General features: G+C 63.9%; 15 protein-coding genes and 1 riboswitch. Of the genes, 5 read left to right on the forward strand and 10 right to left on the reverse strand.

Features of this window, described 5'->3' with window-relative positions; genetic code table 11:
- Positions 1-28 precede the first annotated feature (28 nt).
- The gene (ald, locus tag A477_RS0108720) at positions 29-1,147 is read right to left on the reverse strand and encodes an alanine dehydrogenase (RefSeq protein ID WP_017198625.1); all 1,119 of its coding nucleotides are present in this window, start codon (positions 1,145-1,147) and stop codon (positions 29-31) included.
- Between the two features lie 209 nt (positions 1,148-1,356).
- Between ald and A477_RS0108725 the strand changes: the two genes are divergently transcribed.
- Positions 1,357-2,571, forward strand: a complete 1,215-nt coding sequence (locus tag A477_RS0108725) for a PucR family transcriptional regulator (protein ID WP_026005472.1) — start codon at positions 1,357-1,359, stop codon at positions 2,569-2,571.
- A 207-nt stretch (positions 2,572-2,778) separates the two neighbouring features.
- Here the strand turns inward: A477_RS0108725 and A477_RS22970 are convergent, their stop codons facing one another.
- Together A477_RS22970 and A477_RS23280 are read right to left on the reverse strand one after the other, a co-directional pair.
- Positions 2,779-4,137, reverse strand: coding sequence for a hypothetical protein (locus tag A477_RS22970; protein WP_083848035.1), 1,359 nt, complete (start codon positions 4,135-4,137; stop codon positions 2,779-2,781).
- Between the two features lie 2 nt (positions 4,138-4,139).
- Positions 4,140-4,286, reverse strand: a riboswitch (cyclic di-AMP (ydaO/yuaA leader).
- Positions 4,287-4,415: 129 nt separating this feature from the next.
- Positions 4,416-4,649, reverse strand: coding sequence for a hypothetical protein (locus A477_RS23280; RefSeq protein ID WP_157367065.1), 234 nt, complete (start codon positions 4,647-4,649; stop codon positions 4,416-4,418).
- Positions 4,650-4,694: 45 nt separating this feature from the next.
- Here A477_RS23280 and A477_RS0108740 point away from each other — a divergent pair, with 45 nt between their 5' ends.
- The gene (locus tag A477_RS0108740) at positions 4,695-5,765 is read left to right on the forward strand and encodes an ATP-dependent DNA ligase (RefSeq protein ID WP_017198628.1); all 1,071 of its coding nucleotides are present in this window, start codon (positions 4,695-4,697) and stop codon (positions 5,763-5,765) included.
- 61 nt (positions 5,766-5,826) lie between these two features.
- Here the strand turns inward: A477_RS0108740 and A477_RS0108745 are convergent, their stop codons facing one another.
- From A477_RS0108745 to ptsP, 6 genes are all read right to left on the reverse strand, one after another.
- Positions 5,827-6,090: a DUF6480 family protein gene (locus tag A477_RS0108745; protein WP_017198629.1), complete on the reverse strand. Its 264-nt coding sequence runs from the start codon at positions 6,088-6,090 to the stop codon at positions 5,827-5,829.
- A gap of 151 nt (positions 6,091-6,241) precedes the next feature.
- Positions 6,242-7,000, reverse strand: coding sequence for an alpha/beta fold hydrolase (locus A477_RS0108750; protein ID WP_044568599.1), 759 nt, complete (start codon positions 6,998-7,000; stop codon positions 6,242-6,244).
- 47 nt (positions 7,001-7,047) lie between these two features.
- Complete coding sequence (locus A477_RS0108755; protein WP_017198631.1) at positions 7,048-7,713, reverse strand: maleylpyruvate isomerase family mycothiol-dependent enzyme; 666 nt, start codon at positions 7,711-7,713, stop codon at positions 7,048-7,050.
- Between the two features lie 18 nt (positions 7,714-7,731).
- A complete protein-coding gene (locus A477_RS0108760; protein ID WP_017198632.1) occupies positions 7,732-8,157 on the reverse strand; it encodes a helix-turn-helix domain-containing protein in 426 nt (141 codons plus the stop codon).
- 139 nt (positions 8,158-8,296) lie between these two features.
- A complete protein-coding gene (locus A477_RS0108765) occupies positions 8,297-8,575 on the reverse strand; it encodes an HPr family phosphocarrier protein (RefSeq protein WP_017198633.1) in 279 nt (92 codons plus the stop codon).
- A gap of 32 nt (positions 8,576-8,607) precedes the next feature.
- On the reverse strand, positions 8,608-10,308 hold the full coding sequence (gene ptsP, locus A477_RS0108770) for a phosphoenolpyruvate--protein phosphotransferase (RefSeq protein WP_026005473.1): 1,701 nt from the start codon (positions 10,306-10,308) through the stop codon (positions 8,608-8,610).
- A 129-nt stretch (positions 10,309-10,437) separates the two neighbouring features.
- Here ptsP and A477_RS0108775 point away from each other — a divergent pair, with 129 nt between their 5' ends.
- The 3 genes from A477_RS0108775 to A477_RS0108785 all read left to right on the forward strand — a co-directional run bounded on the left by A477_RS0108775 (position 10,438) and on the right by A477_RS0108785 (position 14,438).
- Entirely contained in the window at positions 10,438-11,160 is a 723-nt protein-coding gene (locus A477_RS0108775; RefSeq protein WP_017198635.1) for a TetR/AcrR family transcriptional regulator, read from the forward strand.
- 66 nt (positions 11,161-11,226) lie between these two features.
- Positions 11,227-13,290 carry a PTS mannitol transporter subunit IICBA gene (locus tag A477_RS0108780; protein WP_017198636.1) on the forward strand — a complete coding sequence of 688 codons (2,064 nt, stop codon included), beginning with the start codon at positions 11,227-11,229 and terminating at the stop codon, positions 13,288-13,290.
- Positions 13,290-14,438, forward strand: a complete 1,149-nt coding sequence (locus A477_RS0108785) for a mannitol-1-phosphate 5-dehydrogenase (RefSeq protein WP_017198637.1) — start codon at positions 13,290-13,292, stop codon at positions 14,436-14,438. Before A477_RS0108780 ends, A477_RS0108785 begins: the two co-directional genes overlap by 1 nt.
- Before the next feature lie 178 nt (positions 14,439-14,616).
- Here the strand turns inward: A477_RS0108785 and cycA are convergent, their stop codons facing one another.
- Entirely contained in the window at positions 14,617-16,077 is a 1,461-nt protein-coding gene (cycA, locus tag A477_RS0108790) for a D-serine/D-alanine/glycine transporter (RefSeq protein ID WP_017198638.1), read from the reverse strand.
- Positions 16,078-16,148: the final 71 nt, after the last annotated feature.

Here is a 16,148-nt window from a genome sequence, read left to right on the forward strand (position 1 = left end):
GCCCCCCCCCGCCGTCGGGCGTTAGGTCCTACGCGGAGACCAGCGTGTGCCAGTCGTTGACGAGGGGCAGGTTGTGCGCCTCGGAAACGGAGTGGTGTGCCACGTGGCCGGCGGCGATGTTGAGGCCGGCAGCCAGTGCGGGGTCGCGGTCGAAGGCGGCCTTGACGCCCAAGTTGGCCAGTGCCACGGCGTAGCGCAGGGTGACGTTGGTCAGTGCGTACGTGGAGGTGTTCGGAACAGCGCCAGGCATGTTGGCAACGCAGTAGAAGATCGAGTTGTGGACCTTGTACGTCGGTTCTTGGTGGGTGGTGGGGTGCGTGTCCTCGAAGCAGCCGCCCTGGTCAACAGCGATATCCACCAGGACCGAGCCGGGCTTCATGCGGGCAACCAGTTCGTTGGTAACCAGCTTGGGAGCCTTGGCGCCCGGGATCAGAACGGAGCCGATCACCAGATCTGCGTCGATCACTGACTTCTCGATCTCGTAGGCGTTGGAGGCAACAGTCTTCAGGCGGCCCTGGTAGAGGGCATCGAGTTCCCGCAACCGATTGATGTTGATGTCCATGATGGTGACATCAGCACCGAGGCCCAGCGCCATGGCGGCAGCATTGGTTCCCGCAACGCCTGCGCCGAGGACAACAACCTTCGCCGGGCGCACACCCGGTACGCCGCCCAGGAGGACGCCCTTGCCGCCGGCGGGAGCCATCAGCGAGGAAGCACCGACCACGACGGACAGGCGGCCTGCGACCTCGGACATGGGGGCGAGCAGCGGAAGGGTGCGGCCTTCCTGCACGGTTTCGTAAGCGATGGCCGTGACGCCGGAGTTGATGAGCTCGGCGGTGAGCTCGGGCTCTGCGGCGAGGTGCAGGTAGGTGAAGAGGATGAGGCCCTTGCGGAAGCGGTGGTACTCGGCCGCGATGGGTTCCTTGACCTTCATGACCATGTCCGCGCGGGCCCAGACGTCATCTGCCTCGTTGACGATTTCGGCGCCTGCGATCGAGTACTCCTCGTCGGTGATGCCCGAGCCGAGGCCTGCGCCGCGCTCAACCAGAACAGTGTGTCCGTGGGTGCGGAACTCGTGGACACCGGCGGCCGTGATGGCTACCCGGAACTCGTTGTTCTTGATTTCTTTGGGGACACCGATGATCATCTGTAGGCTCCATCGTTAGCGGCCACTTTGGCCGAAATATTTGTTGCGGGCTGTGATTCCAGAATAAATCCGGCTGTGAGGCAGGCGACATGGATCGGAAGCCGCCCGCACTAACCACCCCTGCAAATTCAAGGATCTTGGGTAAGTCGACTCGACATTTGTCGACCACTGGAGCGTCAAGTGTCGCCTGCTGTTGGTACGCTTTCCAGATGCAGCAGGACGTGGAACAGATCGTGGAACGCGTGGCCTCGAAGTTGGGCCGAGGACTGTCCTTGGAAGATCTCGACGGTGTCCTTCTCGCCTATAGCTCCAACCAGTCCCACGCCGATCGCGTCCGCGTGAACTTCCTCCTCAGCAAGCGGGTCCCCAGCGACGTCAGCGCCTGGCAGCTCGCACATGGCATCGCAACGGCCGTACGACCCGTGGTGGTTCCCGCCAACGACGAACTCGGCATGTTGGGTCGCGTCTGCGTGCCACTTTTGGTCCGCGGTTTCCGTGTGGGGTACTTGTGGGTGCAACTGGACCTTGAAGAGCAGAGTGCGACGGCGATACTCGCCGAATTGCCCGGCGTGCGGGACGAGCTGGACCTGTTGGCGGGCTTGCTCCTTGATTCCAATACGGCCGAATCGGAGTTCCGGCGCAGGCGTGAGCAGGAGTTCCTGTCGGCGTGCGGCGGCGAATCGAACGCTGTGGCCGCCGTCGCAGGCTGGAAGGAAATCCAAGGGCGAGGTCCGTGGCAGTTGGTGACCATACTCGACCCGGATGGTGCGAGGTCCGACGTCGATCCCATCGCCGCTACCTTGACGCATCGATCAGCGGCGCTGCAGTCCACTATCGGCGTCAATGCCGCCCTGTTCAGCGCCGGAACGGAAACACACTCGGTGGTCCTGTTCCGCGAGTCGGGCGGCCGGGCGGACCATGCCCAGGTGTTGGTGCATTATCAACTGGAGCTCGCGAAGCGCGCTGGCCGCAAGGTGGACAGGGTGATCCTGGGCATCAGCGAACCCTTCCAGGTCATCCGGCAGCTATCAGGCGCCTACCGTCAATCGAAGGTTGCTGCGCAGGCGGCTGCCGTGGACCTGCCACTTGGAGAACTCGTGGACAGCCGGACTGTTGGTGTCTATCAACTCTTCGATCGCTTGGTGGCGCCTGGAGGCTGGGATGACACAGGATCGGTGCATTTTCAGGCCCTTGAGGACCAGGACAAAAACGGCGAGCTCCTGCCTGTTTTGGAACTGCTCTATGACAATGATGGCTCGGTGCAGGACGTCGCCGCCAAACTTCACCTCCACAGGAGCAGCATCTACAACCGGCTCGGCCGGATCCGCCAACTCATCGGTGCTGATCCGTTGAGTGGCGCGATCCGGCTCGAGTTGCATGCGGCCCTGAAGGCGCGGCGCTGGGCCGGTCGGCCGCGGATCTGACGCTGCATACAGGAGGCCGGAAACGTGCAGGAGGCAGGCACCCGGGTGCCTGCCTCCTGTGTTTCACAGGTTATGCATTCGCTTACGAGCGCCGCAAACGCTGGCAGCTCCAACGTCCCAACCGGCGACGGAAGGTGGCAGTCCGGCTGCTGCTGCAGTACCGGCTATGCCACCCCGCATGCGCGGAGGTACGGGGCAAGCGGGTGCTCAACCGAGGACCTTTTGGGCTGCATCCAGGATGTCCTGAAGCGCAGATTCACTGGGCTGGGGTTCCGGGGCGGCCTGCGGCTTGCCCGGCCGCGGCTTGGACGTCGAGGTCGCAGTTTCCGTTGGCGTGGGTGTCGGCGTCGGCGTGGGTGTGACCGTCGGCGTCGGCGAGGTGGTGGGTGTCGGAGTAGTGGGCGGTGTGGTGACCGTGTCCGACGGCACCTCGCTCGGCGAGGGAGCTGGCTGGGTGGGGGCCGGGCTTGTCACCCCGGGGACGGCCGGGACTGAGGAGGGGACGGCCGATGGTACCCAGACCGGGTCCGCAAGCGATACCTTCGGGGTCGGAGCCGACGACGACCCGGCCGTGGGGGCCTCCGCTAATGTCGCGGGCTGGCCGGCTTCCGAGGAAGCTGTGGCAACTGACGATGCCGATGGCGACGACGCTGATGAAGCGGAAGCCGTGGAATACGAGGCGCTGGGCGCCGGGGATGCGGAACCCGAGTTCCTGTCGCCACCGCTTGCTTCCTGCGCAGGGGTTTCCTGGCCGAAGAACGGAAGCTCGAGGGCTTGCCCCAATGTCCCGGCCGTCAGTACGAGTCCAAGCGCACCTGCAACCACGGCCATGCGCTGACTCATGTGCTTGACCGATGCTGCTTTGCGAAGGGCGGCGTGGGGTTCGCGGCCGAGTGAGGACGGGGACCCCAGGCTGGACCTGGCTGCCGAGGGTGCGGTGGCCTGCTTGCGAACATCCCTGCGGCTTGCCAGTGCTGCCGACGCCGTTGCCGCGGCAGCAAGCTGCGCCTGAGACTTGCCCCGAGGCGACTCTGTGCGAGGCGACTCGGCGACTTCGGTTGTGCTGGTGGATTCTTCGCGGGTAGACACCACCGGAATAGCCGTCGTGGCGGGTTCCGGTGTCACAATGGGGATCGCCGTGGTAGGGGGGCCCGGTGTGGTCGACCTCCGAGCCGCTGGCTGCACAGTAGGTATGGCGGCAGTAGCGGGTTCCGCCTGCGCGGACGGCTCGGGTGCCGGTTGTGATGCCGACCCCTCAGGAGCAATCACCGCAAGGGCCGCACGCTCCCGCTCAGCCGCACGAATTTCCGAGCGAGTGGCAGGCGCCGCCACGGTGGGCATGGCCGCAGTGGCGGGTTCCGGCGTCGTGCCTGAGTTGGCCGTGCCTGTGCCATCAGCAACCGTGTTGGTCGCGCCAGGGAGGTCACGTGGGTTGGGGGACGCAGCGGCGGACTCGGCCGGTGCTCCATTGGGGAATCCGCTGGGTTGGGCCCGACGGCGTCCGGTTGGCTTGGTGCGCTCGCCTTCAGTGTGGGCGCGGCGCGGCTGATCCATGGTTGGGGACATGGTGTTTGCCTCTCAACGCCTTCGAGGTTAGCTGTCGGGTTCGGACGAGGCCGTCCGGCCGCGTAAGCGGCTTCACCCCGAGGACTTGGATTCCAAGCCCGGGAACTGTGGGTCCCCCGCCTCTGCCGCGGGTCTGGCGGATCCCGGATTGCGGCAGAGCTCGGCGTCAATCCGGAAGCGGCCCAGCGGAGATACGGGTCGCCCTATGACGGTACATGAGCCGGAAAGTAAAGTCACATTAATGTAACGGCCGGTAGGCCTGCCCAAGCGAGGGGGTTCTATGATTTAGGCTTCGGGGCCGGTGTGGGAGTTGGCAACTCGTGGTGGATCTTCTGGATTTGCACCGCTTGATGAGTTTCGGGGCGGAAGATTTCGTCCACCACTCCCAGCATCCCGCCGGTGGCTCCACGCCGTACTTTGCCCTGTGTGCTTCGCCGTGAGGACCAGTGCCAGAGTCCTCCCAGCAGTGCTGGGACTCCGAGCACTGCCGCCAACACGAGCAAGATATCCATGACCTAACACTAGCTTCGCGCTGCACCGGCAGGTAGACATTGTCTATGGACCTGCCTGTGATGCCACCCGTCTCGCCCATGCTCGCCAAATCCGTTCCGGCCATCCCGGATGTTGGGCACTATGAACCCAAATGGGACGGATTCCGGACCATCGTCTTCAAGGATGGGGACGAGATTATCCTTGGCAGCCGCAACGAGAAGCCAATGACCCGCTACTTCCCCGAAGTGGTGGAGGCGCTTAGGAAGAATCTGCCGGACAAGTGCGTCATCGACGGCGAGATCGTCCTCATCGAGGGCAAGAGGCTCGAATTCGAGGTACTCCAGCAAAGGATCCACCCCGCCGACAGCCGCGTGAGGATGCTCGCCGAGAAGACTCCGGCGTCCATGATTGTGTTCGACATCCTTGCCCTGGGTGACGAGAACCTCATGGAGAATCCGTTCTCCGAGCGCCGCGCCATCCTGGAGCGTTCGCTCGCCAAGGCCGAGCCGCCTGTCTACGTGACCCCCGCAGTGACGGACCTCGAACGGGCGCAGGAATGGTTCGTGGAGTTGGAAGGCGCAGGACTGGACGGCGTCCTGTCCAAGCCGCTGACCGGGACGTATCAACCCAACAAGCGCGTGATGTTCAAAACCAAACACGAGCGCACGGCGGATTGTGTGGTGGCCGGGTTCCGTTGGCACAAGACCGCAAAAGTTGTCGGCTCGATGTTGCTGGGTCTTCACGATGACACTGGCCGCCTGCATCACGTGGGAGTGGTGGCCTCTTTCCCCATGGCCCGAAGGGAGGCTTTGGTGGCCGAGCTTGAGCCGTACCACATCGAACTCAGCGAGCACCCTTGGGGTGAGTGGGCCAAGCAGGACGAAGCTGCCGGGGGGTCACGCATGCCCGGCGCCCAAAGCCGCTGGAGCGGGGGCAAGGATTTCTCGTTCGTGCCCCTGCGCCCCGAACTCGTGATCGAAGTGGCGTACGACTACATGGAAGGCGACAGGTTCCGGCACACCACGCAGTTCCGCAGGTGGCGGCCGGACAGGACTCCTGATAGCTGCACGTACTCCCAGCTTGAGCAACCCGCTGAATACGATCTCGGGGAAATTTTGAAGCTGCCAAACACCTAGGACGTTGCCAACCCGCTGCTACGTCGCTGGTTAGCAACGGAGTCGCGGGTTGGCGACTGTGTTACTCCTCGTGGCCTTGATCGCTGCTCATGCTGCCTTCAGCCGGCGGGGTTTCTCCCGGCGGGACTCCGCCGCCCGGCTCCAAGCCAGTGACGTTGCCGTCGAGGGGATCGGGGTTGGCCGATGCAGCGGGGTCCTCGTCCTCATCCTGGCGCATGTCGGGATCCTCGTGGATGCTGTCGGCATCGGACGTAGTGTCAAACGGCCCTGTGGCGCCGGTTGCGCCGAAGCCTTGGGTTTCCTCGGTCGAGTCTTTGTCGGTCACGATCAGCCCTTTCGTAAGCAAACTTACTAATGTGATTGCTCCGCCAGCCTAACCGGGACCAGCTAACCCAACAAGGCGAGCCAACAAACCGAGCCCGCAACCCAACCCACCACGGGACCCCACACCGAGTGCCGGCGTCGTGCGTCAGTGCTCAACGGTGCGGCGTCGTGGCGGTGACAAAGCTCCGGATGGCATCCGCCACAGCCTTGGGGCGCATGTGTTGCGCCACGTGCCCGACCCCCGGAATCTCCACGAGACGCCCCTGAACGACCGTCCTCGATAGCCGCAGCGCCCAGTCCGGGCCTGCCACATGGTCGCGGCTACCCCGCAGAATCAGCACCGGCACGTGGACGCCGGCGAGCCGTTTCTCGGTGGGGTAACTCATCATGACCGGCAATTCGGTGAGGTACCAGCGCGGACCGCAACGGGCGTAGTCGGAGATGACTATCCAGTTGGAGGCGGGGCTCTCGCGGATTATTCCGTCGAGGGTCAGGGCCAGCGACTGCCGCCACACATTCTTGTGCCGGGAATCCACCACCGGCCCCATCAGCACCAACTGCCGGATCTGCTCCGGGGCATGCAAGGCCGCTTCTATGGCGAATTGCGCGCCCATCGAGTGGCCCACCAGCACATAGGAATCGATGCCGCAGGTCTTGAGTGCGTCAGCGATGAAGGCGCCGTAATCCTCGACGGATAGCTGGCGGCCTGGCTTGGGCGTGCCGCCAAAACCGGGCAAATCCAGCGAATAGGTAGGCGCGTTCGCGGCCAGGACTCCATGCAGCCGTCCCAGGTACCGGTGCGACACGCCAATGCCATGAATCAAGATGTATGCCGGCTCGTTGCGGGGCTCTGCGCCCGGTTCCGGCGGGGGCGTGCCCTCGGTCCAAAGAATCCGCCCGGTCAGGCCCATCACGTCGACGTCGGCGGACCGTAGTGCTGCCGCCTTGCCCGGCGCGTTCACTCGTTTTCCAAGCGCTGCAGGAAGACGGGGGCCCCTGGCCCGCTCACTTCGTGGGTTCCGATGGGCCGACCGGAGACGGCCAACAGCAGGGCTATGGCGGAGCCTTCAACAGCCGGACCATTGCCATGGTGGAATGAGGTGTCAGTTGCTACCAAGCTCCAGCCCTCAGCGATTTCCTTACCGCCACCCATTTTGGTGCTGGTTTTCACCTGGTAGCTCAGGGCCGTTGCCACGTGCTCGGCGGGGTAGTCGCGATGGAACCCCAGAGGGCGCCGGATGTCCTCGCCGTGGACGAACGCCTCAACCAAGCGGGTGGCCAAGCTCGCCGGCGGGCCCGAGGTTCGCGAAAGCACGGCGCGCAGCCCGTTCAATGTTTGCCCAGGTTCTCCGGTCTTTTCCCGACCAACGCCTACGGCGTTATCCCGGTCAAAGTCCATTTTGGAGGCGATCAGCCGGCGGATGAAGTTCAGCCGTGTCGTCTTGGCGCTGTCGATGACGTGGGCCAGGACGTCGTGCACATCCCAACCGGCACACAGCGACGGCGTCCGCCATTGGGCTGCCGGAAGCGGTTCCAGGTCCTGCAACAGGGCGCGGCGTTCATGGTGCACCACGGGCCAGACGACTGAAGGGGAACTTGAAGCCATACCGCTATTCAACAGCATGCCGGGATTCGAGGGCGGTTACTTGGTCGCTTCGTTCTTTTCAGCGGCGTCATCGCCTGCGCTCGCTTCGGCCTGCTGCTTCTTCATCTGCGTTTCCAGCCAAGCCATGATGGCAGCCTGCCGGATCCGACGATGGGTTCCCCGATACTCCACCGGGATCTCGCCGCGGTCGGTCATGTTGCGCAGATAGGTGTGTGAGATGCCCGCGAGCTCTGCGGCCTGGGATGTGGTGAGCATTTCCTCGACGCTGCTCACCGTCACCGTTTCGCCACGGCTCAGTCTCGCAAGGAGGTCGACGACGGCGTCCCTCGCCTCATCCGGTAGGCGGTGGACGGTCCCATCCACGAAGACGGTGATGTCGTTGCTGTCCTCGAGGGAACGCGCCAGATTCCGGGCGTCGTCGGCGGGAAGGCCGGCCGTGACGCGGGGAGCTATCAATGCCATGGCAGAAGCCTAGCTTGTGGGAGCCCGGGGCCTGAGCGAGCTGCCCATTTAGACGGCTGGCTGCGGGCAAGACGACTCCTACCGTCTTGCCCGCAGCGGGCCATCGAAACGGGTGCGCCGGAAACCGCAACGCGACAAACTACTCGGCGTCCAAGTCCGTCTCCAACAGCTTCACCAGCGCGTCCAGCGCAGCGTCCGCACCATCGCCCTCGGCCCGCAGCACAACGACGTCGCCCTTCGCAGCGCCGAGCGTCATGAGCGAAAGGATGCTGGCGGCGTCGAGCGCGTCATCGGCAGGTTCGCCTTGCATGGCAATGGTGACCTCCACCTGCTGCTCGCCCGCGGCTTCCGCGAACAAGGCGGCAGGCCGGGCGTGCAGGCCGGAGCGGCTGGCGATGGTGGCTGTGCGTTCGGGCATGGTTTCTCCTAAAGATCGGAAACGGGCAGAGGTTAGAGGCCGAGCTCTTCGAGCACGGGCAGCTTGGCGCGCACCCAGTCGCGGGCTTCGGTGGCGCTGGGAGCGGAGAGTGCGAGCGTGGCCAGTTCCCGGGCCTGCTCCAGCGTGACGGTCTTCAGCACAGTCCCGACGGCGGCCAACGAGCGCGCGGTCATGGACAGTGTGGTGACGCCCAGGCCGGTCAGTACGACGGCGAGCGCAGGGTCAGCTGCTGCCTCACCACAGACACCCACGGGCTTGGCGGCACCTTCGCGACCAGAGCTTTCCTGCTCCGCGCCTTCAACGGTGAGCTGCACGAGCCGTAGCACGGCAGGCTGCCACGGAGTGTTCAGTTCCGCGAGGGGTCCAAGCTGGCGGTCGGCGGCCATGGCGTACTGGGTGAGGTCGTTGGTGCCGAGCGATGCGAAGCCGACTTCCCGCAGCACGGTGGCTGCAGTCAACGCGGCAGAGGGAACTTCCACCATGACACCCGGCGTCTGGATTCCGGCGGCGGCACACAGTGAGGCGAACCGTCCGGCTTCCGCGGCCGTGGAGATCATGGGGGCCATGACCCAGACGTCTGCCTCGGACTCCGAAGCTGCCCGGGCAATGGCCTCAAGCTGGCGCTCCAGGACGCCCGGCGTGGTGAAGTCTGTACGGTAGCCGCGAACGCCCAGAGCAGGGTTGGGTTCGGTGGCGTCGGTGAGGAACGGGAGCGGCTTGTCGGCGCCGGCATCAAGGGTGCGGAGGACAACTTTCTTACCCGGGAATGCGTCGAACACGGCCTTGTAGGCTGCGGCTTGCTCGTCCACGGAGGGTTCGGTGTCCCGCTCCAGGAAGCAGAACTCCGTGCGGAACAGTCCCACTCCTTGGGCGCCCAAAGCGGCAGCGGCCACGGCGTCCTTGGCTCCGCCCACATTGGCGAGGAGCGGCACCAAGTGGCCGTCCGCCGTCGTGCCGTTTCCGTCGAATTCGGCGAGGGTGGCGGAGGTTTCCGCCCAGGCCGTAGCGGCCGCGCGGTGTTCGTCAGTGGGCGAAACGGCAACGAAGCCAGCCGCACCGTCCACGAACACCTCGGTTCCATCGGCGATGTCGTCAACACCATGGGCTGCGACTACGGCCGGCAGGCCGAGCGAGCGCGCGATGATGGCCGTGTGGGACTGTGGCCCGCCGCCTGAGGTCACCAGCGCCTGGACCACCGCGGGATTCAGTGTTGCGGTGTCGGCAGGAGCGAGGTCTTCGGCCACCAGGATGAAGGGCGTGTCAGAGGAAGGGATGCCAGGAGCGGGGACGCCGCGGAGTTCGGCCACGATGCGGGCGCGCACATCCAGGACGTCAGTGGCACGCTCGGCCATGTAGCCGCCCAGGTTGTGCAGCATTTCGGAGACGGACGCGCCGGCTTCCCAGATGGCCCTCTCGGCAGAGGAACCCGCGTTGATGAGCTTGCTCGCGGATTTCAGGAGCATGGTGTCTTTGGCCATGAGGGCTGTGGCTTCGAGGACGGCCTTGCCGTCGCCGGAAGCGGTGTCCGCACGTCCCTTGAGTTCGTCATGGACGGCTTGCGCAGCCGCTTTCAAGCCCGCGACGGCGTCTTCCGGACTCACGTCCGCAGCCAATCGATCTCCCGACGGCGGCTCACTCACCGGCTTGGGCATCTGGCGGACGGAACCAATGATGCGGCCAGGGCTTACCCCTACTCCTTGGAAATTCTGCACTGAATCCTCTGTTCCTGCTTGTTGGTTCAGGCCCTCCGGCGACGGCACCGGGAGCCTCGAAAACTAGCCTACAAAATTCCTTTGTGAGCCACTTCATATAGCAACGCTATAGGTGCTAGGGTAGCGGTTATGAGTTTCGATGACCAGCTTCCGCCTAAAATTCGGTTGCTTCGCGCAGCTGCCGAATTGCTGGCGAACTCGGAGGGGTCAGCAGTCTCGACGCGCCAGATCACCAAGCTTGCCGGGGTCACGGCGCCAACGCTTTACCACCACTTTGGCGACAAGGAAGGCCTGTTCGACGCCGTCGTATCAGCCGGATTTGAAGAGTATGTGGCGGGGGAGCGGGATTTTGCGCCGTCCGGGGAGCCCTTGGAAGACGTCCGGCGAATGTGGGATAACCACGTTCAGTTCGGGCTGAGCCAACCGCACCTTTACCTGGTCATGTTCGGCAACATCAGGCCGGAGAGCCGCCCAGCTATCGTGGCCGATGCTGAAGCGCTCCTGGAGGAGATGCTGAACAAGGCCGCAATCGCCGGGCAGATCAATGTGCCGCCCCGGGAAGCGGCACGGAGCATCCTGGCGGCCAATGTGGGCGTCACGCTCATGCTGATCGCTGAACCGGTGGAGGAACGGAATCTCGAGCTCTCAACCATGACCCGGGATTCCATGATTTTTGCCGTCTCCACGGACACCGCCCGTGGCGCCGCAGCGGAGGACTCCGGTAAGTCCTCGGTAGTTGTTGCGGCAATCGCCCTGAATGCGGCACTGCAGGCCTCGCATTCGGACCAACTTTCCAGCTCTGAACTGAAGCTCTTCCTTGAATGGCTTCACCGCATTTCCAGCAGCTCCTAAGGCTGCGCTCTCTCGATCTATATCGACTGACCCCGCGCCGCCGCGGGACACACGTTAGGAATTCACATGGCAACAGAGACAGTTGCGAAGCCCCGCACCAGCGTGCGCGTTGGTGTCCAAAAGTTCGGAACATTCCTGTCCGGCATGATCATGCCCAACATCGGCGCCTTCATCGCCTGGGGCCTCATCACGGCCCTCTTCATCGAGAAGGGCTGGATTCCAGTTGCTGAACTGGGCGGTTTCGGCACGAACGCCGAAGGTGATCCCAACGTGGGCATCGTTGGCCCCATGGTCACTTATCTCCTTCCGATCCTGATCGCGTACACAGGCGGCCGGATGGTTTACGACGTCCGTGGCGGCGTGGTCGGCGCCATTGCAACAATGGGTGTCATCGCAGGTACCGACGCACCGATGTTCATCGGGGCCATGATCATGGGCCCGCTGGGTGCCTGGACCATGAAGAAGATCGATGCCCTGTGGGACGGCAAGATCCGCCCCGGTTTCGAAATGCTGGTCAACAACTTCTCCGCCGGTATCTGGGGCGCGCTGTTGGCTTTGGGCGGCTTTTACGGCCTTTCCTGGGTAGTTCAGCGCTTCACGGATGGCGCCGGCGCAGTTGTCGGGTTCCTGGTCAACAACGGCCTGCTGCCGCTGACCAGCATTTTCATCGAGCCGGCCAAGGTCCTCTTCCTCAACAACGCCATCAACCACGGCGTGCTGACTCCGTTGGGCATCCAGCAGTCGCTGGAACAGGGCAAGTCCATCCTGTTCCTGCTTGAAGCGAACCCCGGCCCCGGCATGGGCATCCTGCTGGCCTACATGTTCTTCGGCCGCGGCGCCGCGAAAGCTTCGGCTCCCGGTGCTGCGATCATCCACTTCCTCGGTGGTATCCACGAGATCTACTTCCCGTATGTCCTGATGAAGCCCATCCTGATCCTCGCTGCCATTGGTGGTGGCATGACGGGCATCGCGACCCTGGCCATCACCAATTCCGGCCTGGTTGCTCCTGCCGCGCCGGGCTCCATCATCGCGGTGCTGGCCCAGACGTCACGTGACAGCTACGTCGGTGTGATTCTTGCCGTCATCCTGGCCACGGCTGTGTCCTTCCTCATTGCCGCAGTCATCCTGCGCACCTCCAAGAACAAGGGTGAGGACGACCTCTCCGCAGCTACATCCCGCATGGAGGCCATGAAGGGCAAGAAGAGCTCCGTCTCCTCGGCACTTACCGGGAACAACGCTGGCGCCCAGGCCGGTACCGTCCTCACTCGCCCCGTCCAGAACATCGTGTTCGCTTGCGACGCCGGCATGGGTTCCAGTGCCATGGGTGCCTCGGTCCTGCGCAATAAGATCAAGGCGGCCGGCTTCCCGGAAGTCAAGGTCACCAACTCGGCGATCGCCAACCTCAACGACAGCTACGATGTGGTGGTCACGCACCAGGACCTGACCGAACGTGCCCAGCCGCGGACAGCCAGCGCCGTTCACTACTCGGTGGACAACTTCATGAACAGCCCCAAGTACGACGACATTGTTGAACTGGTTCGGAGCAGCAACCGTGAAGGCGCTGCAGCTGAAACAGGCACGACGACGGAATCCACCGCCGGAGCCCAGCCCACCGCCGCCGCCGCTTCAGTAGCCGCCGGCCACGGTGCGCATGTCGCGGAGCCGGTTGCCGCCGTCGACGGTCACGCCGCCGAGGGTAAAGGTGTCCTGCTCCGCGAAAGCGTGGTCCTGAACGGCGCTGCAACCGACCGTGACGCAGCGATCGACGAGGCCGGAAAACTCCTGCTGGATCGCGGCGCCGTTGACGTCAGTTACGTCCATGCCATGCATGAGCGCGAGGAATCCGTGTCCACCTACATGGGCAGCTTCCTGGCGATCCCGCACGGCACCAACGATGCCAAGGAACACATCAACCACTCGGCTGTGTCCATCATCCGTTACCCGGAGGGCATCGACTGGGGCGGCAAGCAAGTGAAGTTCGTGGTGGGCGTCGCTGGCCTCAACAATGAGCACCTCCACATCCTGTCCTCGATCGCCAAGATCTTCACCAACAAGGCACAAGTGGCCCAGTTGGAGGAGGCAACCACGGTTGATGAAGTTTTGGAGCTGTTCGGAAAGGTCAACGCATAGTGAAGGCGGTTCATTTTGGGGCAGGCAACATCGGGCGTGGCTTCGTGGGGCTGCTGCTTCACGAGGCCGGCTATGAGGTGGTGTTCGCGGATGTTGCGGACGCGCTGATCAACCAGCTCGCATCGGCCAGCAGCTACGACGTCCACGAGGTAGGCGAGAACCCGGCGGTCAAGACCGTCACCGGCTTCCGGGCTTTCAATTCGGCGTCCCAGGAGTCCGCTGTCGTAGAGGAAATTTCGACGGCGGATGTGGTCACCACTGCTGTGGGGCCGCACATCCTGAAGTTCGTGGCACCGGTGATCGCCCGCGGGCTTGCCGTCCGGCCCGCGGACTTGCCACCCCTTCAGGTCATGGCCTGCGAGAACGCCATCAATGCCACGGACCTCCTCCACACGGAGATCCGGGCGGCTTGGGACGACTCCGCCGGGGACTTGGACGCCGTTGCGGTTTTTGCCAACACGGCCGTGGACCGTATCGTCCCCAACCAAGCACCGGGCCAGGGCCTGGATGTCACGGTGGAGACGTTCTACGAGTGGGTCATCGACCGCACGCCGTTTGATGGCAACGCCCCGGTGATCCCGGGAGCCACGTTCGTGGATGAGCTGGGCCCGTACATCGAGCGCAAGCTGTTCACCGTCAACACCGGGCATGCCTCGGCGGCGTATTTCGGTTACCAGGCCGGCTTGGAGAAGATTTCCGATGCCATGGCGGATCCTTCCGTCGCTGCGAAAGTCCGGGCCGTGCTGGAGGAAACCAAGGAACTGCTTGTGGCCAAGCACGGGTTCGTGGAGGCCGAGCAGGAAGCGTATGTGCAGAAGATCCTGTCCCGTTTCACCAACCCGCACCTGCCGGACACGGTGAACCGCGTGGGCCGGGCGCCCCTGCGGAAGCTCAGCCGGCATGAGAGGTTTGTTGGCCCTGCCGCGGAATTGGCCGAACGAGGCGTGACGCCGGTGGCACTCCTCGAAGCGATGTCCGCGGCCCTCCGTTTCGACGACGGTAACGACGACGAAGCCGTGGAGCTTGCCAACTTGCTGTCCGAACTGGACGCGGCTGCCGCCGTCGAACGCATCACGGAACTTACGCCGTCGCACCCGCTGTTCCCGGCCGTCCAAAAGCTCGTGGAGGATCGTCAGGCCGAAGCGTAGACCCTCGCTCACATCCTGCGCGTTTGGTGGCGGATGCTCTCTCACAGATGAAAAGCCCGACGTCGACACCCAGCCTTGGGTGCCGACGTCGGGCTTTACTGCTCTACCGGGATGATCGGCGGCATATGGGAGAGCGTCGCCTCAAACCCTGCGTGATGTGAGAGACATCGGGAGGGGGCTAGCGCGCTGCCGCGGTTTCCTCGTCGGACATGGCCTTCCACTCGGCCACGCGGGCCTGATGCAGGGGCGACTTGCGGACTACAGCGTAGGCAACGCCCAGGATGGCGAACCAGATGGGCGTCACCAGCAGGGCCGTGAGTGTGTCCGGCTGCGTGGTCAGAGCCCAGACGAGGAACGCGAAGAACGCGAACACCACCCACACCATCGGGATGCCGCCGGGCATCTTGAACGGTGAGGCCGCGTGCTGCTCGGGACGGCGTTTGCGATACACGAGGTAGCTGGCCAGGATGATCGACCAGACGAACATGAAGCAGACGGCGGACACGGTGGTCACCATGTCGAACGCAACGCCAACGTCCTTGCCCGCGTAAAGCAGCGCGACGCCGGCCAGCAGCAGGACGCAGGAGAGGAACAGTGCGTTCTGGGGAACTTTGCGGCTGGAGAGACGGCCGAAGAGCTTGGGTGCGTCGCCATCATGGGCCAGGCCGTACACCATGCGGGACGTGGAGTAGATGCCCGAGTTAGCTGAGGACATCGCAGAGGTGAGCACCACGAGGTTGACCACGGTAGCCGCCATGCCGAGGCCGGCGAGCGAGAACATGGCAATGAAAGGGCTCTGGCCCGCCTTGAACTCAGTCCACGGGGTGACGGACATGAGGATGATGAGGGCGCCTACGTAGAAGAGCATGACGCGCAGCGGAATGGCATTGATGGCGCGGGGGAGGTTGTGCTCCGGGTTCTTCGTTTCAGCGGCGGCGGTGCCCACGAGTTCGATGCCCACGAACGCGAAGACGGCGATCTGGAAACCGGCCACGAAGCCCATGAATTCCTTGGGGAAGAAGCCGCCGTGGCTCCAGAGGTTGGTGAAGCTCGCGGTGCCTGCGTTGGACTGGAATCCGGTGAAGATCATCACGAGGCCCACCACGATGAGCGCCACAATGGCCACGATCTTGATGAGGGCGAACCAGAACTCGGTCTCGCCGAAGGCCTTGACGGTAGGCAGGTTGAGGAGCAGCAGGATGATGATGGTGGCGATACCCGGGATCCAGAGCTGGATTCCCGGCCAAAGTTCGTTGGCGTAGCCCGCAATCGCGATGACGTCTGCCACGCCGGTGACCACCCAGCAGAACCAGTAGGTCCACCCGGTGAAGAAGCCTGCCCAGGGGCCAAGGAGGTCGCCTGCGAAGTCGCTGAAGGACTTGTAGTTCAGGTTGGAAAGCAGCAGCTGGCCCATGGCCCGCATGACGAAGAACAGCATGAATCCGATGATCATGTACACGAAGATCACGGAGGGGCCGGCGACGGAGATGGTTTTGCCGGAACCCATGAAGAGGCCGGTTCCGATTGCGCCGCCGATGGCCAGGAGTTGGATGTGGCGGTTGCTGAGCGAGCGTGACAGGTGGGGCTCGCTGTCCCTGCTGGAGACGTGGAGCTTCCCCTGCGTTGTCTGATCGGACATTAGTTCAAGAACCCTTCGAAGGACCCGCCAAAATGGTGACGGCCGTTACAAATCTGTTCGATAAAGCTATA

It is taken from the genome of Arthrobacter sp. M2012083 (assembly GCF_000281065.1).
GTDB lineage: Bacteria > Actinomycetota > Actinomycetes > Actinomycetales > Micrococcaceae > Arthrobacter.

Bases quoted from the DNA above. Each gene is read 5' to 3' on its own strand.
- A477_RS0108725 (WP_026005472.1), top strand. From the start codon at position 1,357: ATGCAGCAGGACGTGGAACAGATCGTGGAACGCGTGGCCTCGAAGTTG.
- A477_RS0108775 (WP_017198635.1), top strand. From the start codon at position 10,438: ATGAGTTTCGATGACCAGCTTCCGCCTAAAATTCGGTTGCTTCGCGCA.
- A477_RS23280 (WP_157367065.1), bottom strand. From the start codon at position 4,649: ATGGATATCTTGCTCGTGTTGGCGGCAGTGCTCGGAGTCCCAGCACTG.
- cycA (WP_017198638.1), bottom strand. From the start codon at position 16,077: ATGTCCGATCAGACAACGCAGGGGAAGCTCCACGTCTCCAGCAGGGAC.
- A477_RS0108765 (WP_017198633.1), bottom strand. From the start codon at position 8,575: ATGCCCGAACGCACAGCCACCATCGCCAGCCGCTCCGGCCTGCACGCC.
- A477_RS0108750 (WP_044568599.1), bottom strand. From the start codon at position 7,000: ATGGGCCTGACCGGGCGGATTCTTTGGACCGAGGGCACGCCCCCGCCG.
- A477_RS0108760 (WP_017198632.1), bottom strand. From the start codon at position 8,157: ATGGCATTGATAGCTCCCCGCGTCACGGCCGGCCTTCCCGCCGACGAC.
- A477_RS0108740 (WP_017198628.1), top strand. From the start codon at position 4,695: ATGGACCTGCCTGTGATGCCACCCGTCTCGCCCATGCTCGCCAAATCC.
- A477_RS0108780 (WP_017198636.1), top strand. From the start codon at position 11,227: ATGGCAACAGAGACAGTTGCGAAGCCCCGCACCAGCGTGCGCGTTGGT.
- A477_RS0108755 (WP_017198631.1), bottom strand. From the start codon at position 7,713: ATGCTGTTGAATAGCGGTATGGCTTCAAGTTCCCCTTCAGTCGTCTGG.
- A477_RS22970 (WP_083848035.1), bottom strand. From the start codon at position 4,137: ATGTCCCCAACCATGGATCAGCCGCGCCGCGCCCACACTGAAGGCGAG.
- ald (WP_017198625.1), bottom strand. From the start codon at position 1,147: ATGATCATCGGTGTCCCCAAAGAAATCAAGAACAACGAGTTCCGGGTA.